At 64.3% G+C, this 20482-nt stretch carries 18 protein-coding genes; 3 read left to right on the forward strand and 15 right to left on the reverse strand.

What is annotated here, in order from left to right; translation table 11 throughout:
* Nucleotides 1-97: 97 nt before the first annotated feature.
* Genes panC through panB form a run of 3 tightly spaced genes read right to left on the reverse strand, consistent with a single transcriptional unit; the run spans nucleotide 98 to nucleotide 2153 of the window.
* Nucleotides 98-865 (reverse strand): pantoate--beta-alanine ligase, encoded by a 768-nt coding sequence (panC, locus tag HNQ39_RS17335; protein ID WP_184199184.1) that lies wholly within the window; start codon nucleotides 863-865, stop codon nucleotides 98-100.
* Nucleotides 862-1371 (reverse strand): AAA family ATPase, encoded by a 510-nt coding sequence (locus HNQ39_RS17340; RefSeq protein ID WP_184199188.1) that lies wholly within the window; start codon nucleotides 1369-1371, stop codon nucleotides 862-864. Before HNQ39_RS17340 ends, panC begins: the two co-directional genes overlap by 4 nt.
* Nucleotides 1368-2153, reverse strand: a complete 786-nt coding sequence (panB, locus tag HNQ39_RS17345; RefSeq protein WP_184199191.1) for a 3-methyl-2-oxobutanoate hydroxymethyltransferase — start codon at nucleotides 2151-2153, stop codon at nucleotides 1368-1370. The genes HNQ39_RS17340 and panB overlap by 4 nt, the downstream gene beginning before the upstream one ends.
* A 314-nt stretch (nucleotides 2154-2467) precedes the next feature.
* Between panB and HNQ39_RS17350 the strand changes: the two genes are divergently transcribed.
* Together HNQ39_RS17350 and HNQ39_RS17355 are read left to right on the forward strand one after the other, a co-directional pair.
* Nucleotides 2468-3391, forward strand: a complete 924-nt coding sequence (locus HNQ39_RS17350; RefSeq protein ID WP_184199193.1) for a DUF1559 family PulG-like putative transporter — start codon at nucleotides 2468-2470, stop codon at nucleotides 3389-3391.
* A gap of 154 nt (nucleotides 3392-3545) precedes the next feature.
* Nucleotides 3546-4418 carry a DUF1559 family PulG-like putative transporter gene (locus HNQ39_RS17355; protein ID WP_184199195.1) on the forward strand — a complete coding sequence of 291 codons (873 nt, stop codon included), beginning with the start codon at nucleotides 3546-3548 and terminating at the stop codon, nucleotides 4416-4418.
* On the opposite strand, the gene HNQ39_RS17360 is transcribed toward HNQ39_RS17355, so the two are convergent.
* From HNQ39_RS17360 to HNQ39_RS17390, 7 genes are all read right to left on the reverse strand, one after another.
* The gene (locus HNQ39_RS17360; RefSeq protein ID WP_184199197.1) at nucleotides 4415-5470 is read right to left on the reverse strand and encodes an acyltransferase family protein; all 1056 of its coding nucleotides are present in this window, start codon (nucleotides 5468-5470) and stop codon (nucleotides 4415-4417) included. The genes HNQ39_RS17355 and HNQ39_RS17360 overlap by 4 nt on opposite strands.
* Before the next feature lie 9 nt (nucleotides 5471-5479).
* Nucleotides 5480-6052 carry a hypothetical protein gene (locus HNQ39_RS17365; protein WP_184199200.1) on the reverse strand — a complete coding sequence of 191 codons (573 nt, stop codon included), beginning with the start codon at nucleotides 6050-6052 and terminating at the stop codon, nucleotides 5480-5482.
* A 22-nt stretch (nucleotides 6053-6074) separates the two neighbouring features.
* Nucleotides 6075-6794, reverse strand: a complete 720-nt coding sequence (locus HNQ39_RS17370; protein WP_184199202.1) for an SDR family oxidoreductase — start codon at nucleotides 6792-6794, stop codon at nucleotides 6075-6077.
* 10 nt (nucleotides 6795-6804) lie between these two features.
* The gene (locus tag HNQ39_RS17375; RefSeq protein WP_184199204.1) at nucleotides 6805-7629 is read right to left on the reverse strand and encodes a DUF4349 domain-containing protein; all 825 of its coding nucleotides are present in this window, start codon (nucleotides 7627-7629) and stop codon (nucleotides 6805-6807) included.
* A gap of 186 nt (nucleotides 7630-7815) precedes the next feature.
* Nucleotides 7816-8766 carry an aldo/keto reductase gene (locus HNQ39_RS17380; RefSeq protein WP_184199206.1) on the reverse strand — a complete coding sequence of 317 codons (951 nt, stop codon included), beginning with the start codon at nucleotides 8764-8766 and terminating at the stop codon, nucleotides 7816-7818.
* A complete protein-coding gene (locus HNQ39_RS30605) occupies nucleotides 8748-9500 on the reverse strand; it encodes an enoyl-CoA hydratase-related protein (protein WP_343075974.1) in 753 nt (250 codons plus the stop codon). The genes HNQ39_RS17380 and HNQ39_RS30605 overlap by 19 nt, the downstream gene beginning before the upstream one ends.
* 509 nt (nucleotides 9501-10009) lie before the next feature.
* Complete coding sequence (locus tag HNQ39_RS17390) at nucleotides 10010-11086, reverse strand: type II secretion system protein GspD (RefSeq protein ID WP_184199209.1); 1077 nt, start codon at nucleotides 11084-11086, stop codon at nucleotides 10010-10012.
* 54 nt (nucleotides 11087-11140) lie between these two features.
* Here HNQ39_RS17390 and HNQ39_RS17395 point away from each other — a divergent pair, with 54 nt between their 5' ends.
* Complete coding sequence (locus tag HNQ39_RS17395) at nucleotides 11141-12430, forward strand: GNAT family N-acetyltransferase (RefSeq protein ID WP_246385798.1); 1290 nt, start codon at nucleotides 11141-11143, stop codon at nucleotides 12428-12430.
* On the opposite strand, the gene HNQ39_RS17400 is transcribed toward HNQ39_RS17395, so the two are convergent.
* The 5 genes from HNQ39_RS17400 to HNQ39_RS17420 are packed head-to-tail and all read right to left on the reverse strand — an operon-like array spanning nucleotide 12427 to nucleotide 20482.
* Nucleotides 12427-13026 carry a cyclase family protein gene (locus tag HNQ39_RS17400; RefSeq protein WP_184199215.1) on the reverse strand — a complete coding sequence of 200 codons (600 nt, stop codon included), beginning with the start codon at nucleotides 13024-13026 and terminating at the stop codon, nucleotides 12427-12429. The two genes, HNQ39_RS17395 and HNQ39_RS17400, sit on opposite strands and share 4 nt — an antisense overlap.
* Before the next feature lie 5 nt (nucleotides 13027-13031).
* Nucleotides 13032-13697, reverse strand: coding sequence for a zinc ribbon domain-containing protein (locus tag HNQ39_RS17405; protein WP_184199218.1), 666 nt, complete (start codon nucleotides 13695-13697; stop codon nucleotides 13032-13034).
* On the reverse strand, nucleotides 13684-17238 hold the full coding sequence (locus HNQ39_RS17410) for a hydantoinase B/oxoprolinase family protein (RefSeq protein WP_184199221.1): 3555 nt from the start codon (nucleotides 17236-17238) through the stop codon (nucleotides 13684-13686). The genes HNQ39_RS17405 and HNQ39_RS17410 overlap by 14 nt, the downstream gene beginning before the upstream one ends.
* Nucleotides 17235-17597, reverse strand: coding sequence for a FliH/SctL family protein (locus HNQ39_RS17415; protein WP_184199224.1), 363 nt, complete (start codon nucleotides 17595-17597; stop codon nucleotides 17235-17237). The genes HNQ39_RS17410 and HNQ39_RS17415 overlap by 4 nt, the downstream gene beginning before the upstream one ends.
* A gap of 5 nt (nucleotides 17598-17602) precedes the next feature.
* On the reverse strand, nucleotides 17603-20482 hold the full coding sequence (locus tag HNQ39_RS17420) for a hypothetical protein (protein WP_184199227.1): 2880 nt from the start codon (nucleotides 20480-20482) through the stop codon (nucleotides 17603-17605).

Here is a 20482-nt window from a genome sequence, read left to right on the forward strand (position 1 = left end):
CAAAGGCCTTCGGCCATACAACCCGCGGCGAGCTTACTATGGCCGAAGGCCTTCCCAGCCGTAGGCTCGTTGACGCCCCGCTCCAACCGGGGCGATTCTACAGCGCGATGTTATCAATCAGTCGGACGACCGGGCCATTGTCGAGGGGCGGCGTGTGCACGGCCCCGAGGCGGCGGCCCCAGCGCTCGGCGATATAGTCTACCGTAAAGCCGAGCTCCGTGAGGTCCTGGGTGGCGGCGTCGCAGGAGAGCGTGGTGTTAGCCAGGGTCTGGGCCCACTGGGTGGCGAGGGCGCGCTGGGCGGGGTTGAGGCGGCGGTTTCGGCTGCTCATGGCGATGCCATCGGGCTCACGGACCGTGGGGCAGGCGATAACTTTCGTGGGGTGGTGGAGCGCCTCGGCCATCTCTTTGACCAAGAGGAGCTGCTGGTAGTCTTTCTCCCCGAAGAACGCGGCATCGGCCTGGAGGCAGTTGAAGAGCTTGAGCACGACCGTGAGGACACCGTCGAAGTGGCCGGGGCGGTGGGCACCCTCGAGGACAGTGCTCGTCTCGGTCTCGGTGACCCGGTAGCGGTAGGAGTCGGGGTAGAGGGTCTCGTAGGTCGGGGCGAAGACAAAGCCGCAGCCAACTTCTTCTAGCAGGCGGCAGTCGTCCTCGAAGGTGCTGGGGTACTTGGCGAAGTCTTCGGGGTTGTTGAACTGGGTCGGGTTGACATAGATGCTCACCGCCGCGTGCTCGCACTGGGCGAGGGCGGTCTTCACCAGTGCCAGGTGGCCGTCGTGGAGGGCGCCCATGGTCGGGACAAAGCCAAGCGTCCCCGACGGCCGCAGGGCGCGCCACTCGGTGGGGGTGTGGAAGATGGTCATGAGGTCTTCTCCAGGATCGCCGCGACAGTCTCGTCGAGCGTCAGGTGGGTGCTGTCGATCACGGTCCAGCCACTCCAGTCCTGCTGGAGAAGCCAGGCATAGGCATGCCGGAGCAGGTCCTCGATACCGGCCGTGTCGAAGCTCTTGTTGGTGCGGGTGGCGTTGCGCTCCAGGGCCATCTCCAGGCTGGGCAGGAGCAGGACGCGCCGGCAGCGGGGATCGGTGAAGTGCGCCGTCACATCGTCGGGGCCGAAGACATCGGCGACCGCGACCGTAAACCCCGCGTCGGCGTAGAGCGTGGCCGCGTGCGCCGCGACCGTCCGGGCGAGGCCAAACTGCCGCGTGGTCTCGTCGGTCCAGTTCTCGGGATGGGCGGCCCCGGCGACCACCCACTCGCGGAGGTCGTCCATGGGGATGTGAATGCCGAACGCAGAGCGCTGCGCCAGGGCAGTGGCGACCGTGGACTTGCCCGCTCCCGGCGGCCCCGAGAGGAGGTAGATGCTCAACGGTAGCTCTCTTTCTCGGTTGGGAAAGCGGCGGACTTGACCGCACTGTCGTAGGCCCGGAGCGCCGCGAGCGCCTCCGCGCCCACCTGGCCAAAGGCGCGGGCGAGCTTGGGAGGCTTCTCCGTAAAGCCGAGCAGGTCGTGGAGGACGAGCACCTGGCCGTCGGTAGCGGGCCCGGCCCCGATCCCAATGGTTGGGATGGTGAGTGCCTCCGTGATGCGCTTGCCCAGTGGCGCGGGAACCCCTTCGATCACGAGAGCAAAGACCCCTGCCGTCTCTAGCGCCTTGGCATCGGCGAGGATACGCTCCGCGGCGTCGTCCTCGCGGCCCTGTACTTTAAAGCCCCCAAAGGCATGGATAAACTGCGGGGTGAGTCCGACATGGCCCATCACGGGGACACCGCCCTCGACCAGGTTCTGGATACAGGTGAGATTGCCAGCGGCTCCCTCGATCTTGACCGCGTGGGCTCCTGCCCTAAGAAGAAGCTGGGCGGCGCTGACCGCCTCGCGCTGGCCCTTGCGGTGCTCGAGAAACGGCATGTCGGCGACAATAAATTTTGTGCCCGCGCCGCGTGCCACGGACTCGGTATGGAGCTGCATCATCGGCAGGTCGGCGGCCAGCGTGCTAGGGTGCCCGTGGACCACCATCGCCACGGAGTCCCCCACGAGAATGCAGTCCAGCTCGGTCCGGGCGACCAGGTGGGCGAAGGCATAGTCGTAGCACGTGACGACAGTGATCGGCTCGTGGAGGGCTTTCCGACGGCGAAAATCGGGGAGGGTCATGGACTCTATTCTATCGCTGATTGGCAGTGCGGTAGAGGGGCAAAACCACGAGGGCTTTCCTCATTCTTAATATCATCGACTCGGAGAATATTGGTGTCGCACACGATTGTGGTTGTGCCCTGGAATTTTTAAATCAAGTACGACTGTTTCTTAATGTAGGTGCAATATTTTGTGTTTTTTGTATTAACTAGTATTAATATAAAGTTTAAATTGTCTTAATGGACGTTGATAGTGAGCAGTGATATTATTGACCGGTTTGATCGCTGGGCTCTTGTGATAGTCCGCGTTCTAAAGAAAAATCAGGAGTAATCTTAATGCAGAAGCGCGCGTTTACGCTTATTGAGCTGCTTGTTGTTATCGCCATCATTGCGATCCTTGCCGCTATCCTCTTTCCTGTCTTCGCTCAGGCCCGTGAGAAGGCTCGTCAGACCTCTTGTCTGTCGAATCAGAAGCAAATGGGTCTTGGGGTGATGATGTACACCCAGGACTATGACGAGACTTTCCCTGCTGCCTACTACTACAACAATGACAGTAGCTCTGCGGGTGGCTACACGCACTGGAGTGGTGTTGTTCAGCCTTATGTGAAGAACCTTGGGATCTTTGTCTGCCCGTCCGATAAGAACCGTGGGCTTGCCCCCACCAACTTTATCGGTAACAACCTGGGATTTGGCGTGCCAAGCGGACAGACCAGCCAGGTTCCTTCTATCCAGGACAACCAGGCTCCTCGCCTGTCCTATATTGCCAATGGTGCTGTCCTCTCCCGCAAGCGTCGCACTGCTGACCCCGGTAACGTGGTAGGGATTGCCGCTATGGACGCTCCCGCCTCCACGATCATGGTTGCGGAGATGACCGACTCGGTTCCCTGTATCAATGGCTCCTCTGCGGCATCTGGTGTGGCCTTTAAGACCCACCGCAACACCCACACGGTGAAGACTGCTGCAGGCGCGGCGTTCACGCAAGAGACGGAGCCGTCGGGCACCCCCCTCATGGCACTCACTCCTGCTGAGGCAAATAGCTCCTTTGTGACCTGTCAGGCAGGGACGATCTCCCACTTTACCGCCTACATTGCCCCCCGACGTCACAGCGATGGTGCAAACTACACCTTCGCCGATGGGCACTCCAAGTTCCACAAGTTTGAGCAGACCATCAACCCGATCAACTACCTCTGGGGAATTCGCTACTACGGCCACGGTAATGCTCCTGTCTACCAGCCAGGGACGACCATTAACGTCCAGTAGAGCTCTCTGATCCTAAAAGAGACAAGCCCGTCCGGCACTGCCGGGCGGGCTTGTTGATTTCTTGGACGTGGCCTCAGGGATGCCGTGCCTATCGTCTTAAAAGCTCACCGTCTGTTAACAATCCCATGCCGTTTTAGGGATAGGCTGAAGCGGTATGAAAAACCGTCGTCTCTTCACGCTCATCGAGCTTCTTGTGGTGATTGCTATTATTGCGATTCTTGCCGCTATTCTTTTTCCGGTCTTTGCCCAAGCACGCGAGAAGGCGCGTCAGGCTGCCTGCCTCTCCAACATGAAGCAGATCGGGACCGCGGTGCTGATGTACGCGCAGGACTACGACGAGTCTATTGTGCCGTCGCAGAACGGGGTCTCGGGGGTGAACTTGGTCTCCTGGCCGACCATTATCCAGCCCTACATCAAGAACGCACAGGTCTTTGTCTGTCCCAGCGCCTCGGAGACGCCGCAGGCGCCCGACTCGAAGTACATCAACAACACAGCGGCGCGGCTCTATATGGGGGTTACCAAGGGCACCACGACCGCGGGCAACGGTGGCGACGGCAGCGATCCGGTGGTCTGCCTCGTGCCGCGCCTCTCGTACAGCCGCAACCTGATTCCCACGACCAATGGCAACCCCTGGGACGCCTTGATCGCGGGGCGTGTCTGCAACAACGGCAAGACCTACCCGGGCTTTGTGGACTATGTCAGCAACCTCAAGTCCGGCTGGGTGGGTACGGGCACCACATTCACCCGCTCGATGGCCGAGGTCGCCGAGCCTGCCAACACGATCCATATTGTCGATGGCATGGCCGGGGGCAACGCGGCCGCAAACCCCCTTGCCTACGGCGCGTCGATGCGCGGCCTCCAGCAGGACATTCGCACCGACATGTTCAACGACAGCCCGCCCTCAAAAGTCGCACCACGGCACTCGGGGGGCTTTGTGATTCTCTACGGCGACGGCCACTCGGGCTACAAGAAGTGGGGCTCGACCACGCCGTGTATGTGGACCATCCAGGACGATACTTGTAACTAACGTCGGCGCAGGAACGGCCGCTCCGCAACCGTGAAAAACGCAAGCCCTGCGAGAAGCGCGGAGGCGGTACGGACAAGGCCGGTGAGCAGGGGGCTGCTGGCGACGGCGCTGGGCAGGGGGAGCGCGAGCATGATAAGTAGGTGCAGCAGGTAGATGCTGTAGGAGCGCTCCCCCAAGAAGACAAGGACACGGCCCAGGAGACTCTGCACGCGCCACTCCCCGACAAGTATCAGGCAGCAGGCAAAGACAATCCCCCAGAGCGGGTCACAGAGCGGCCCCAGGCGGTAGAAGCCCAGCACCAGCACCAGGGCGGGGAGCAGGCACGCGCTGCCCACCACAAGCGCGATGGCTCTCTGCCCCCGCACCGGACGCGCGACCCGCAGCGCGGCTAGCATCCCACACGCAAACTCAAAGACACGTCCGGGGAGTGCGTGGTAGACCACCGCGAGACCGGGCTGCCACGTGCGCGAGACCCCCAGCTCACGGGCAGCAAGCCCCTGCCACAGCAGGACAATCACCAGAGTCGCGATCAGAACCGTGCGAATCCCACGCCGGGCCACCAGCGCCACGAGGACGGGAAAGATCAAGTAGAGCTGCCACTCCAGCGCCAAGGACCAGCACACGGAGCTCAGCGAGGCAAAGGTCTGGCGGGTGAGGTTGTGGAGCAAGACCAGGTGCAGCGGGAGATCGTACCAGCTGCCCAAGAGCTCGGAGACGGGGCGGCCTTGCTGGTGCAGGAAGCGTAGCCCCAGCGCAAGGGCAACCGCGAGCGAGAGGTAGTAGGGGGGCAGGATGCGGCGGGCACGGCGCAGGAAAAACTGCTTCAGGTGCACCACCACCGACTGTTCCTCCCGCTCCTGAACCAGCGGGTAGTAGAGGCAGAACCCCGAGAGAACCAGAAAGAGCGAGACCCCGAGCCAGCCGATCTCACAGAAGCGGGCAAGCGCGGTCGGGACTCCCGGTTGGTCCCCAAAGGCATGGTGCAAGACTACCCAGAGGCAGGCTAGCCCCCGGAGGGCGTCCACGGCGGGGAGATGGCGGCGCGACGGCATGGTGTTTGGCTACTCGCCTCCGTTGGGAGCGGGCTCGAGATGCACCTCACCGACCGTGAGCTCCCCGTGATGCGCGCCTAGCTGCAGGGCGACGATCACCTGATCGGTCTTCACGGAGGCAAGGGAGACAGGCAGGCAGACCTCTTGGCTGGTGGGGGTGGCGAGGACCTCCGTGCTCCAGAAAACCTTCCCCGCGGACTGGAGGGTGACGGGGACCGCGTGTGGCTGCGTGGCGCGGAGCCGAAGGCGGAGGCAGGCGCTCGGGCCAGGCTTCTTAGGCGGGACAGAGAGGGCGGTGCTGAGGAGGGAACTCCCCGTGCGAGCGTTGCCCCCGGTGAGCTTGAGCCGCAGCTCCGCGGGGGACTCCACGGTATAGGCGGTGCTACCTCCCGACGGAGGCGCGAGGCGGAGCGCACTGGTGCCCGCAAGAGGGACGACCGTGACCTGCGCCTGTGTCTTGAGCTGCCAGATGCTCCGTGCTGGGGCTTGGTGTGAGCGTGCTGGCATCGCGTGGAGCAGCGAGGGCACCAGGCAGAGGGCGACGAAGGGCAACACCACAGGGAGGGGAGGCAGCTTGGTCATATGCTCCCCCTCTTTGCAGAAACTAGGCCAGATAGGCTCCGCGTGCCAGAAAACCTCCGTCGACCGCAAGACACTGGCCCGTGATGTGCCGCGCGGCAGGCAGGCAGAGAAAGGCCACGGCGGCGGCGATATCCTCTGGCTCCGCGATCCGGCCCAGCGGCGTACTGGCCAGCACCCGCGCCAGCCGCTCGGGGTCATCGAGGACGGGCTGGGCAAGCGGGGTGCGGGTGTAGAACGGGTTGACCGCATTCACGCGAATCCCACTGCCCGCCCACTCGACCGCCAGATAGCGTGTCAGCTGGTCCAGCGCGGCCTTGCTCAGGGCGTATGGGGCTCCCGTTCCGATCGAGACCGCGCTTGCCACCGAGCCGATATTGACGATCGTCCCGCCCCCTTGTGCGAGCAGGGGCTGGGCGGCGCGGCAGAGCCGGAAGACGGAGTCCAGGTTCGTGGTTAGAACCCGTGCGTACTCATCGTCGGTAAGGGCGAGGGTCGGCTTGCGGACACTGGTCCCGACATTATTGACCAAGATCTCTAGCCCGCCCAGGCTCTCCTGCACCGCCGCGACGATCTGCCCTGCAGCCCCGTCCTCGGCGAGATCGACGTTGATATCCGCCCCGGAGCGCGCCACGGTGAGCACGCTCGCGCCCAGCGCGCGTAGCTCCGCCACCACTGCCGCTCCAATCCCGCGGGTTCCCCCGGTCACCAGCGCCCGCTGTCCGTCTAGTCGCCACCTACTCATAGGGGCTATTCTACCGCCGTTTCTTCACGATGAGCTGAAACACGAGCCAGCAGGTAAGCCCGAGAGGAAGAACCCAGGGGACGAGCGCGACCCCAACCAAGACAATCCCGACAAGGAAGTTTTTCAGGCTCTCGACCGAGCCGCTGAAGCTCCGTGAGACCTGGGTGGCGAGGGTGGGAGGGCCTTCGGGGACGAAGTTCTTGACCTCGCGGAGCGTGATCGTGATGGTGGAGAGGTCGGTCTGGTTGGTGAGAAAGCGCAGGCGACCCTCGATGCGCTCGATCTCATCGCGCACCCGGCTGAGCTCTTTCTCCACCGTGAGCACCTCAGTGAGCTTTCCGGTGGCCTTCTGGAGCAGCTCGATCAGGCGGTCTTCTTCAATCTTCTTGTTCTTGAGCCGCGCCGCGACATCGTAGAACTCCTCGCTGACATCATCGGCCTTGCGCGAGCTGCTCTGAAGCTCCCCGAGAGCCGGGAGGGCCTTTAAGAAGGCGTCGAACTTCTCCGCCGCGATACGCACGGTCCACGAGCCCTCGCGCGTCTCGCCCCGTGCACCGGTCTGGCTGGCGTTGCTGATGTAGCCGCCGAACTCTTTTGCACGGGCTTCCAGTCCCGCCGCCGCCTTGTCCAGGTCCTCGCAGATTAGGGTGACCTCGCCGGTGAAGATAATCTTGCGCGGCATCGCCGGGGCCTTGGCGACGGGCTCCGCGTCGGCCTTGGCAATACTTGCCTCACCCCCCATCGGAGCCATGGCCGAAGCGGGAGCTTGCGCCACCTGCGTAGATACCGAGCTTTCGGGGGCGCTGGCGTGCGGCTGACCCGCGCAGCCTGCCACGAGCGCGAGACCGATTATTGCCGCCGATTGAAATCGGCGTCTGCAGTAGCCTTCGGCTGCGAAGCCCGGGTACCCTCTGGGTGCGGGCTGGAGAATATGGAGCCCGGCACGGGCTTTGCGGCGCGCAGCGCCATTGCAGACGCCGGTTTCCAACCGGCGGCAGGGAATGAGTTGTTTCATGCCCGTTTAGTGCCCGAGGGCGGCTAAAACGTTCATTTTTTCTTCATCGGTGAGGGGCCAGTCGGCGCTGGCCATGTTCTGCGCGACTTGCTGGGGGCTACGCGCTCCGATAATGGCGCAGGTGAGAGCGGGGTGAGAGAGCACCCAGGCCGCGGCGAGGTTCCCGACCGTCTTTCCGTGTGCCTCGGCAATCGGGCGCAGGCGCTCGACAATCGCGAGGTTTTTGGTCAGCTCGGGCTCCTGGAAGAACGGGTTCTTGCGACGCCAGTCGTCCTCGGCGACCCGGTTGATGTCAAAGCTCCCAGAGAGCAGGCCCGCTTGCATGGGGGAGTAGGCCACCACCCCGACCCCGTTCTCCAGGCACCAAGGGAGAATCTCCGCCTCGATCTCGCGCCGGAGCAGCGAGTAGGGCGGCTGGAGGCTCTGGACGCGGCGGATGGCGTGGCATTTTTCCAGCAGGGGCACGTCGAAGTTGCTCACCCCGATAAAGCGGCACTTGCCTTCGTCCTGGAGTGTCGCCATCATCCCCCAGGAGTCTTCGAGCGCCGTTCCCGTGTCGTTGTCGGGCCAGTGCACCTGGAAGAGATCCACGCAGTCGAGCTGCAGCCGCTGGAGGGAGGCATCGAGCTGCTGGCGAATCGACTCGGGGCGCAGGTCGGACTGCGGTCGGTCGGCAGCGGTGGCACCCCGGACCCGGCCGCACTTGGTGGCGACAAAGACCGGCTGGCCAAACTCACGCACGGCCCGTCCCACAACAGTCTCGGAGTGTCCGAAGCCGTAGACCGCCGCCGTGTCGATCCAGTTGCCGCCGAGCTCCAGGTACTTGAGCATCGCCGCCACCGAGTCGTTGTCGTCCTGGGGCCCCCAGCCAAACACATACGGGCCCCCTGCGGCCCACGCACCAAATCCCACCGTGGTGAGCTGTGGCCCACCGAATCCTAGCTGTCTCGTTTCCATACAGGCTTCCTCTTCTCCAAGAACGCACGAATTCCCTCTTGTCCCTCGGGGGAGACGCGGATACTTGCTATCGCTTCAGCGGTGTCAGCTGTGCCTTCGGCCAGCCCGTGCAGGAGCTGCTTGGAGGCTGCAATTGCCTTTGGTCCCGCGCTACAGGCATCGGTGAGGACACTGTTTACCGCGGCGGCAAGGTCCTCACCCGGCACCACTTCCTGCACCAGCCCGAGCCGGAGCGCGGTGGCGGCATCAAAGCGCCGCCCGGTGGTGAAGTACGCTCGCGCCGCTCCGAGTCCGATCTTTTCGACGACAAACGGGCTGATCACAGCAGGAATGATCCCCAGCTTCACCTCGGAGAACGCAAACGTGGCTTTGTCGCTAGCAATCGCGTAGTCACACGCCGCCACGAGCCCCGCGCCGCCGCCCATCGCCGCACCATTGACGGCAGCTATCACGACTTTGGGGCACTGGGCAATCGTCTCAAAGAGCGTCTGGAGTGTCTTGGCATCAGCGAGGTTTTCGTCGTGCGAGTAGCCTACCATCTTGCCCATCCACTCCAGATCGGCTCCGGCGCAGAAGCTCTTACCATTGCCGGTCAAAACAATCGCCTCAATCCATGAGGTACTTCCAAGGCGTCGGATCGTGGTGGTGAGCTCATGGATCAGTCGTTCGTTGAAGGCATTGTGTACCTCAGGGCGATTGAGCGTGACTCTCCCAACGGGAAAGGCACCACTCACCTCTAATAAACTGGGGCCATATTCTTTGAGATCAAAATAGGCACCAGGAAAAGTGACCTCAAACTCTCCAAGCGGAAGCTTCTGGAGCATACCATGCAGATTAATGGCATGCTCGATAGCAATCGTGAGATCAAAGTCTCCCAAACGAGGGCTCACGTTTGGGTCGTCGTCAATATGGAAGCGAAGGAGCCAGGCATTCCCCTCGGCGACAAAGGCATGTCTAACCCAGGTATCCGCGTTATCAAAGAGCTGAGTAAGCACGTCTGTGCTGGCAATTTCGGATTGGAGAGTCTCCCACGACGTTGGAGTTGCATCATTGAGGAAGCTATCGTGCTCCACCCAGCAATGGAAAAACTCCAAAGGTATGTTTGGGAACTGTTCAGCGAGATAGGTAACGACGCAGGTTAGGGCTTTCTGGAGTGCCTCTGGAGTCAGCCTCTCTTTGCAGTGAAGTGTCAGGCCATTGAACGGTGGGGCATGTTGCTGGCGGAGTGCGTTAAGGGCGTGCGTCATGGCTTTTGGATCGTCGCTTTCAAGATAATCACCAGCTCGGAACGGGACTTGTCGCGGGCATCACGGCGGAAGAGCTGGCCGAGAAGCGGGAGGTCACCGAGGAGGGGGATCTTGCGGATGGCGTTGAGGTCGTTCTCGCCGATAAGCCCACCGATCACGAGCGTCTCACCGTCTTTGAGGCGCACGGAGGTCTGGACCGTGCGGCGGGAGATGCGCGGGAGGGAGATGCCACTGGTCTGGGTTTCGAGCAGCGTGAGGCTGCCAACCTCCGGGTTTACTTTGAGCTGGATCGTGCCATCGGGGTTTCCGATGGCCGTCACATTGAGCTCGACACCGACATTGACTTTCCCTGTCTGGAGCGCGACCCCATTTTGGGTGACCTGTGTCCCTTGCAGAAACGTCACTTCATCGCCAATAAAGATCCGTGCCCGCTGGTTGTAGAGCACCATGAGCTTGGGGTTGGCGAGGAGCCGGGCTTGGTTTTTCTGGATCGCGGCGTCGATCGTGGCATTGAAGGTGATGGGGTCGCGGGAGAGGCGGCCGAAGACAATCTCATCGAAGCGGCCACTGCCCTTGGGCTTGTCCAGAGTACCCTTGACCGTCTTACCACCCGGTGCGAGCTCGTAGCTGACCCCCAGCGTACTGGAGACCCCCTCGTTGATATCGAGAATCTGCGCCTCGATCAGCACTTGCGGTGCGGGTAGGTCGAGCTGCTCGAGGAGCCCGAGCGCCTCGCTGACCTTATCGGGTGTCCCCTTGAGTACCAGAAAGCGGACAAACTGGTCGCTGACATCCTTGATATCGGGAACCGCCGCGGTGACACGGACGGGGGCGGTGGGGGACGAGCCCAGGTCTTCTCCCTGGAGCGTGTCGCGCACGTACTTGGGCTGCGGCCCGAGCAACGTCTGCACCTCGGGGAGGAGCTTGGTCAGCAGCTCCGAGAGCTCCTTGGGGGTCGCGTACTTGACTTGGTAGAGCTTGATCACCGCGCTCACCGGCGGTGGTGGGGTCTGCGCTCGGACAGGGGGGGCGAGGGCGAGCAGGGCAAGGGCAGCGACGGCGCATCGTTTCATAGCGTGCATTGTACCAATGAGTCGATATACTTGGCGGAAAGGAAGTTGCGTATTATGGGTGTGGAAGGCAGTGAGCTGCTGATTCAAGCGGCGGCGGAGAACCATCTTTCCTGGTTCACCGAGAATGCACGGGTGGCAGGTGGCGAGGTCCAGCAGCGTGATGGCCTGACCGTGATCTACTCGCCGTCGTCGTCGCCCGATGCCTTGAGGGAGGTGACGATCGCCTTTCCCCAGTGGGCGAGCGAGGGGCTGGGAGCGGCGCTGGATGCCGCGCTCGCGTTTGCCCGGAGCAAGGACGTGCGGCAAGTGTCGTGCTGGTCTCTGGTGCCCACACAGCCCGACGATCTTGCCGCACTTCTGGTCGCACGGGGCTTCTCGTGGGGCTGGGAGCCGCACTGGATGGCGCTGGACCTGGAGACCGCCACGCCGGAGAGCTTCCCCACTCCTGAGAGCCTAGAGCTCGCCTTGGACGAAGGCAGCCCGTGGGAGGTGACAGGCATTCCTTACTACGAGCCCCGCGATGCCCCACGGCTCCGCGCACTCGCCCAGCAAGAGCCACGCAAGACGTACCACTTTGGTGCGCGGCTGGAGGGCAAGGTGGTGGGGCATAGCCTGCTCCATGTCTCTGGCGGCCCCCTCCATGTGGCGGGGATCTACAATGTCGGGGTGCTCCCGGAGGCACGCAGGCAGGGAGTCGGGCGGGCGGTCTCTTGGGCGGCGTGTCAGCACGCACGAAGCCTGGGCTGCCGCTATGTCTTGCTCAATGCCGCGACCCACATCTACAACCGGCTCGGCTTTGTCTCACTGGGCCACGGCCAGACCTGGTGGATGTTTCGACCCGCCCTGGAGCTTCCGCCGCTGGCACCGGAGACTGTCGCCTTTACCGAGGCGATCGGGCGCGGGGATATTGAGGCACTCCAAGCCTTGCCGCTGCCTCCTGATCTCGACTCGACACTCCCGTGTAAGATGACCCTGCTGGAAGCCGCCGCACGCCTGAAGCAGCCCGAGTCGGCGCGCTGGCTCCTGGCCCAGGGAGCCTTGCCCGATATTATCCCCCTCTGCGATCTGGGCTGGCGCGACCAGGTTCCTGCGGCGCTCGCGGCGCGCCCCGCGCTCGCCAATCGCTTACTGGGATCAGGGGGCTGGACCCCGCTTCATGAAGCCGTACTACGCAAGGACCGAGAGCTTGCTCGCCTGATCCTAGCCGCCCGCCCCGACCTGAGTATTCAAGACCTCCAGTTTAAGGCAACGGCACTGGGCTGGGCGAAGCACTTTGGGTACCCGGAGTTTGTCAGCCTGATCGAGGAGCAGTTGAGTCCCGCCCCTCCAACGGGCGGGAACTAGTGCTCAACGAGCACTGCACGCACGGGGGAGCCGTCGGCACCGTCGACGCGCAGGGGGAGCGCGATGAGCTGGTAGCGTCCCGGCGCGATCTGGCGCAGGTCGAGCGACTCCAGGATATGGATCCCCGCCGCTGCGAGAGCGTGGTGGATCGGGAGGTCCTTGCTCTGGAGGCGGTCCACGCTGGGGACGTCCAGCCCGATCAGGCGCACGCCTTTGCTCGCTAGGAGCGCGACACTTGCCTCGGTCAGCACCGGGACCTCGTCGGGGAAGCGCGTGTGGTCGGTCCAGGCGAGGGTCTTGAGCAAGACGCGGGGTGGGAGGGGGGCCGTGCCAAAGACCTCGGGGGTGAGCTCGTCTAAGCCCGTCGCGTCCAGCACGACACACTCGCCGATATAGACCTCAGGGGAGATCTCGGCGATCCCGATCCCCTCGGGCAGGAAGTGGCGTGGCGCATCGGCGTGGGTTCCCGTGTGGCAGCTCAGGGTCAGAGCGCCCACGGAGATCGTCCCCCAGTCCGTGCTGGTGAAGGAAAACTCGGTGTCGCCCGGCCAGACCGCGAGCGCCGGGTTCAGGGGAATCGTGATGTCGTGGACCATGGTTTTTACAGTGCCTCGCCGCAGTGGGCGCAGTGCTTGTCGGATTTTTCCGCGACATGCCAGCAGTTCTGGCACTGGCGCGCGCTGGTGCGGCGCAGGCCACAGCCGGGGCAGTGGAGGAGCGTGGGGAGGCGCTCGTCGGACCAGACCAAGCGGCACTGCGGACAGCTCCGTCGCCAGCGCTCCCCGAGACCGGCCGCAACACCGCCCAGCAAGAGCACAGCTCCTCCGAGGGCGACCCAAGCGGGTCCGGGACCGGGCTCGGCGTGGCTGACCTCCCCAAAGGGCTCGATGGGGGAGAGGCGAACCTGCTCCAAGCGCGCATTGACGGGCATCAGCCGCATGCGAAGCGAGAGGATCTGTCGGGAGACGGCTTGGACCGCGGGCTTGCCTTGGCTCATGCCCACGCCCAGCGCCACCAAGCCTGCCACGGCTACCACAAACGGTGCACGTCGCAGCACGCTCAGACCGATCAGCCCGGCGGCTGCGGACCAGGCCCCCGCAAAGAGCACGCCCGGGGCGGCGAGAGGAATCCCAAAGAGCGAGAGCTGCACCCAAGGCGCGACACTTCCCGCCAGTACCCCAAGCGCGCCAGCACCGCTGAGCATGCGCCCTCCGTGCCAGAGCCCGGCCCCCAGCCGCCGCCGATCCGCTTGTCTACGGCTTGCCATAGCCACCCCCTCCCGGAGTCTCCAGAATTAGTCTGTCTCCCGCCGCGCACTCCGCCGCCGCGACTCCGGGAAGCGCCTCGATACTTCCGTCCCCACGGGCGATCCACTGCCGGCCGGGGGCACCGTCGCTTCCGCCGTCTGCGCCAAACCCGCCCGTCGTGCGGCTCTGGGTCAGGAGCGAGACCGCGACAGGCTCTAGAAAGACATACTCCCGCACGATTCCCTCGCCGCCGGAGTGCTGGCCTGCGCCGCCGGAGCCGCTCCGAATTGCAAAGCGCTCCAGCCGCACGGGGTAGCGTGCCTCGATAATCTCCGGGTCGGTGATGCGCGTGTTGGTCATGTGGGTGTGCACCGCCGCTGCCCCCGGCGCGGCTGCGGTCGCGCCCGCCCCGCCACAGACCGTCTCGTAGTAGCCAAAGCGGGCGTTGCCAAAGAGCGTGTTGTTCATGGTCGCCTGCGACCCCGCCGAGAGCCCGAAGGCCTGGAGAAGCGCCGCCACCACCCGCTGACTGACCTCTGTATTGCCTGCCACCACCGCAGGGCAGAGCATCGGGTCGGCATGAAACGTCGGGTTGAGCAGCGTGTCGGGCGGCAAGACAATCTCCACGGCTCGCAAGAGCCCCTCGTTCAGCGGCACGTCCTCGCCGATCAGCAAGCGGAGCACAAACAGGACACACGCCACTGTCACCGCGGGCGGCGCATTGAAGTTCGCCGGGTGGGTCGGTGAGGTGCCCGTAAAGTCTATGACAAGCCCGTTATCGCTGTCTCGGAGCGCGACTTGGATCGTGTGGCCGTCGTCTAACTGAGTGGTTGAAAACCACTCGCTAGAGGCGCTTCGCGCCGGTCGTCCTGCCGGACGCACGAGGGCTTGGCATGCGATCTGCTCGCACCGATCGGCGAGGGCGGTTTGCAGGGCGAAGAGTTTTTCGGGGCCGTGTTGCTCGGCGAGCGCACGCAGGGCTTGTGCGCCTTGGTGGTTGGCGGCGAGCTGCGCTTCCAGGTCGGCGAGGTTGTCGGCGAGGGCGCGGGTGGGGTAGGGAGCTTTGGTGAGGAGCGTCGTGAGCTTCTCTCTATCCCAAGGCGTCGGGGGGATTACCACGCCTTCCTCGGCCAGCGTCCTTGCACCGGGCGGCATCGAGCCGGGGCGCGTCCCGCCCAGCTCCGCATGGTGTGCGCGGCTGGCGACATAGCCAAGCAGAACCCCACAATCATAGACCGGGGTGACAACCGTGATGTCGGGGAGGTGAGAGCCACCGAACGCAGGGTGGTTGACAAGGATCGGCTGCTCACCAACAAATGCCTTGGCGCGGATCAGCTCGCGCACACAGACCCCCAGCGCACCCAGATGGACGGGGATATGTGCCGCAGTCGCCACCAAGTCGCCGTCGGGGCCGAGCAGGGCGCAGGAGTAGTCTAGCCGCTCTTTCACATTCACCGAGAGCGCCGTGCGACGGAGCGCCTCGCCCATCTCGGTGGCGACCGACTCGAAGCGCCGAGTGAAGAGCTCCAGGGCCCCCACCTCATCTTCCTCCCTCCCCCCGCCTAGCGGGGGAGAAGAATGCTGTAGAACCAGCGCACCGCTCTCCGACGTTGTCTCTGTCCAGCCCTCTCGCACGACCGTGACACTAAACGCCTCCACGATCAGCCCCCCCTCAACCCGCCTTCGCAGAGGGAGGGTGGCCGAGGAACGAGGCCGGGTGGGTTCAGGCTGGGTGGGTTCTGTCCGGGCGGCTGCCACAACCACCCGTAGGCTCTCCAGCTCGATCGCACGGCTCGGGTCCGGCGCGTAGCCATAGAGCTGCGTAAAGTGCCGCTGGAACTCGTCGGCAAGCGCAGGGATGACAGGGACTTCGAGCGGTGTCTCCTGCCCCACGAGGCGCAGGCGTGCGATCCGGCGTGTGACCTCACCGGGCTCGCCGAGTGCGGTGAGCGCCTCTGACTCTAGCCCGGTGAGAAGGGCGGGGAGATCTGTCTGGTCCAAGAGCTGGAGTACTTGACGCTCCGCGAAGCGCTCGCGGCGGGCGTGGGCGATCCCAAAGGCGGAGAGGAGGCTCTGGTCGGGGGGGACGATCACCGTGCGCATCCCGAGCTTCTCCGCGATGGCACAGGCGTGCTGGCCGCCCGCCCCGCCAAAGGCGACCAGAGCGTGCTCCGTGGGATCGTAGCCCTTGCGGACACTGATCTGGCGAATGGCATCGGCCATGGCCTCGTTGGCGAGCTCATAAAAAGCGTGGAGGAGCGCCTCCGCAGGCTGGCCCGAGAGCTCGGCGACCGCGTGGAGTGCCTGCTCGGCGGCGGTGCGGCTCAGCGGGAGGGAGAACTCTCGCTCAGGAATATGGCCCAAAAGGAGATTGATATCGGTGATCGTCAGAGGGCCGCCCGCACCGTAGCATGCGGGGCCGGGCTGCGCCCCCGCCGATGCTGGCCCAACAAAGAGGCGTCCGTGGCGATCGCACCCGCAGATCGAGCCGCCGCCCGCCGCCACGGACTCGACCGCCACGGCGGGGGCTAGGAGCAGCGCATCTCCGACCTTGTGCTCGAAGACATAGGGAAGCTCGGGAGCCTCGATCCGTGCGACATCGGTGCTGGTGCCGCCCATATCGAAGGCGATCAGCCGAGTGAATCCCGCCCGGAGCCCCGCCTCACACGCCCCAACCACGCCCCCCGCAGGCCCGGAGAGGAGGCTATCCTTGGGGCGAAACTGGTTTACCGGGACAAGTCCCCCCGCGCTGGTCATCACGGTGAGAGTACTTCCTGTGCTGAGCCCCCGCTGGACACCGGTGAGGTAGCTCTCTAGGACGGGGGTCAGGTAGGCATTGACGACGGCTGTCTCCGCACGAGGCAGGAGCTTCTGGAGCGCCGCCAGCTCCGACGAGAGCGAGACATGGGTGAAGCCGCATCCGTACAATATCTCCGCTACCCGCTGCTCGTGGGCCGGGTTGCGCCAGGCGTGCAGAAGCGCCACCGCCGCGGTTCGGTGACCCGCTGTAACAAGGCGTTGCGCGTCCGCACGGAGTACGGCTTCATCGAGTGGGCGCAGAACCGAGCCATCGGCACGCAGACGCTCCGCGACCCCGACGGACTCGGCGTAGAGCGGCTCCGGCTTGACAATATCGAGCGCAAAGAGCTCGGGGCGGGCTTGGTTTCCTATTCGGAGCAGGTCCTCAAACCCCGCCGTGACAAAGAACACGGGAGGCGTCCCGGTGCGTGTGAGCAGGGCATTGGTGCCCCGTGTGGTACCGAGGCGTAGCTCCAGATCGGGTAGCGGCTGCGAAAACGGCGTGCGGGTCACCAGGTGCGCCGCAACCAGAGGGGCTTCCATGCCGGGCGAGTACGTGAGAATCTCACTGTCGCGCTGGACGGCGACACCGTCAAGGAAACGATTAGGGAGCCCTGTGCGCCACGGGGCATTGCCCGTAGCATCGGTGCGTAGCACCCCACTGGAGAGCACCTTGGCACGGTGCCACGTGCCCTCCGGGGAGAGCGCCAGGCAGTCGGTGAAGGTCCCACCGGTGTCTGCAAAGATGCGCCAGAGACTCACGCGGCGAGGAGCTCGTCCCAGGACTCCGCCTCAAGTACCTTATCTAAGAGTTGTTCAAGCAGGGCTGGCTCACGGACATTTTCTAGGGTTGCAAGGACTGTCTCGGTCGGCTTCCTAAGGCGTTTCTCGCCGATACGAAGGAGCGACGCACGCAGTGCCTGTTCTTTGCCTTGCTCTAAACCTTGCTCTAGCCCCAGCTCGCGGCCTTGTTCGCGGCCAAGTTCGATGCCTTTTTCAAGTCCCTCTTTCATGAGGGCCTGATAGGTCGAGGATAGCTCCAGTACATTTTTTCCCATTAGTTTCTCCACAAATTTCGGGTCGTATTTCAGGCCCATGAGGACAAAGCTTGCCGTGCGCAAGGCAATTATATCGCCGTCTTCACGTAGGGAGCGATGGTCTCAAGGGCAGTCGGGCAGTCTACACTGGGATTCTCCGTCAGGAGATCTAGGACCAGGCTCTTGGACTTACCGCGTCCGTTCTGCCGGCGCTCGCTCTCGATCTCTGACCGGAGCTTGCGCCAGTCGCGCAGGGCACCGGGGCTGACAGCGGCGACGAGGACCGTTTTCTCCGAGGCTTTCTGGCCCATCGCATCCGCCGAGGCATCGGTGGACTGCATCTCGTGGAGGCGTCCCGCCTCTGTCCAGGGCTCGAAGGTTAGGTCGAACTTGCGCTCTCGCATCAGGAGCGGGAGGTCCGGGGCGGCGCGCTGGGCGCTCTGAAACAGCTCGATCATGAGCTCTCGGACGGCTTGGGCGCGCGCCTTTTGCCAGGTGTTCTGGGGGGCTGTCGCGGCGGCGGGGACACCGACCGGAATCCCCTGTGGCGCTGGCGTGAACTCGGGGACATCGAGCTTGAGGTTCTCGTAGCGGTTACCTACAGAAAAGTACATCTCCGTGCTCCGGTTGCTTGGCTCATCAAGCGGATCGCCGAGACTGGCACGGAGGCGCTGTAGGCGTGGCTCCAGCAGGTACCCAAGCTCCAGGTAGTCGATACCCGAGTAGTAGTCCATGTCCAGGTAGCCCGGAGAGCCGCTGCGCTGAAACGCCATCCCGGCGAGCCCGGGAGTACGGGCCAGCGCCGTCACCAGCGTCTTCAGATGGTTCCTTACCTCACGGACAAAGGGGGTGACGAAACCATCGTTGCCCATCCGGCGCTTGATGTACTCGTGGAACCAGGCAGGCTCCTCGGTGCGCTGGGCAAGCCCGGCCAGCACGCCCTCACTATTGGTCTCGCCAAAGAGCCCACGGTCCTCGACAATCCCTGGCGGAAGCGGCGCGGGCTTGGGCTGGAGCCGGTCCCGTCGCCAGCAGAGTACGTCCACCGCCGCCCAGACCGCGACTCCTTGCTTCTTTCCCTCCGCAATCGCCGCAACCAGCACCTTGGTGGGATCGCCGGACGTGAAGTAGGGTGCCCCCTGCGGCGTGGCGGCCAGCAAGAGCGCATTGAAGCCCATGGCCTTTGTCTTCTGCACCAGCGCGACCGCCTCGCTGACACGATCGGTGGTGGCCAGGATGCCACGGAACGCCTCGGGGATCGGGATCGGCTGCACCGGAGGCACAGGTGCCTCCACGGTCGCTGGCGGCTCACTGTCATCGTCGAGCCAGCGCCACTGGCCTAACCGCATCACCCCGAGCCCCTCCAGCTCCACCCCAAACTGCAGGTTGGTGTCCAGCCCCACCGAGCTGTCGTCTTTCAGGCTGGAGAGAACCTTGCTGTAGGGCAGGTGCTGGTTCTGCTCGTTCGGGTCCGGGGGGAGGCCCGGAAGGGGCTCGCGCGGTGTGGCGCTGCGCTCCAGGTCGGCGCGGATCGCCTGACGGAGCGGTGCCGGAAGCTCGGAGAAGGGTAGCTTGCTCTTCCCGAGAAACTCTTGCGGGAGGGCACTAGGGTCGCCGGGGACAAAGGGGAGCGCGGTGGTCCAGCTCCGTTTTTTCAGGCGCTTGGTGTTGGACTTGCTGGCGGCCTTGGCACGGGCCTCCCAGCGCTTGACGATCTGGGCCTGCTGTGCGCGGAGCGTCGCGAACCCGGTGACATCATAGGTCAGGACATAGCCCCTGCCCACCCGTCGCCAGGTGCCGCACACCGAGAGCGCCAGGGCTTGCGCGAGCTCTTGGGCAGGGACACTCAGGTCGGTCTCCCCCAGCAGGGTCAGCCTTTGTACGGCGAGCCGTGGCGCGCAGTAGAGCTCCAGACCGGTTGCCTGCGCCAGCTGCACGACCAGCGCACCGACCGTCTTTGGGGCGTCTAACCGGATCGAGCGCTTCAGGGCCGGAGCGCTCAGAGGAAGCTCGGAGGGCTTGAGCTGATTGGGGCGCTCGGACTTCAGGTAGGCGGTCAGAGGGCTGATCTCGTTGGGGAGCGCGAACTCCATGCCATCGCCCTCCAGCTTCCAGCCCTCCTGCGGCTTCTCGCTGGCCGGGGTAATCGCCACGCCGAAGCCCTGCTGACCCGGCACCCCAAAGGTGTAGTGGCGGCTCTGGAACACACGGAGCCGTAGCCCACTCAGAAGCTCGCGCTCGGAGAGGGTCTTTGTCTGCTTTTCATAGGCCTCCCGCACGGCCTTTGATCGCTCCTGCAGCGCATTGCGCTGCTCCGGGGTGGTGGCTGCCTGAAACTCTTGAAAATCGATGGTGCCAGGCGACACGTTGGCGGGGGCGACCTTGAAGGGCTTCGGGAGGGCTTTTTTAAGGAGGCTTGCCTGGTCGGGGCTCAGGTCACGGAAGCCGAGGCCACGGCTGACCAGCTGGTCGAACTGGGGATCGGAGAGGGTGGCGAGGAGGGCGGTGAGGGGATCGGTGGAGATCAGCTCGCCCAGGGGGACACTCTCCCCGAGCTTGGGATTGGTGTGGAGAACCGTCATGGTCTCGGGGACCAGCGCGACAAGGCGTCCGAAGCGCACGCGCCGTCGCCCAAAGGCCCGGGTGACTCCCTCCAGGGTGCTGGTGTCGAGGCTGCTCAGGAGCGCTTGGGGTGTTGTGTTCGGGCTATCACCCCGGTTGAAGCGGGCCACCGAGGCGGGGACGGCACCGCTGTTGACGATCAGCCAGAGCCCGTTTCGGGGGAGCTGGGACTCGGGGAGGCTGGTGATGCTCTGCTCCAGCGAGCGGTTCAGGCGCTGGTACTGCTCTAGCTGCCGCTGTTGCTCCGGCGTGAGGTTTCGGGGAACGGGAAGGGGGGGCGCCTCCTGTGCGTGGGCGGAGAGGGAGAGCCCAAGGGTTCCAAGGAGGAGCTCACGGCGTTTTATCAT

Origin of the sequence: Armatimonas rosea, from assembly GCF_014202505.1 — a bacterium.
Taxonomy (GTDB): domain Bacteria; phylum Armatimonadota; class Armatimonadia; order Armatimonadales; family Armatimonadaceae; genus Armatimonas; species Armatimonas rosea.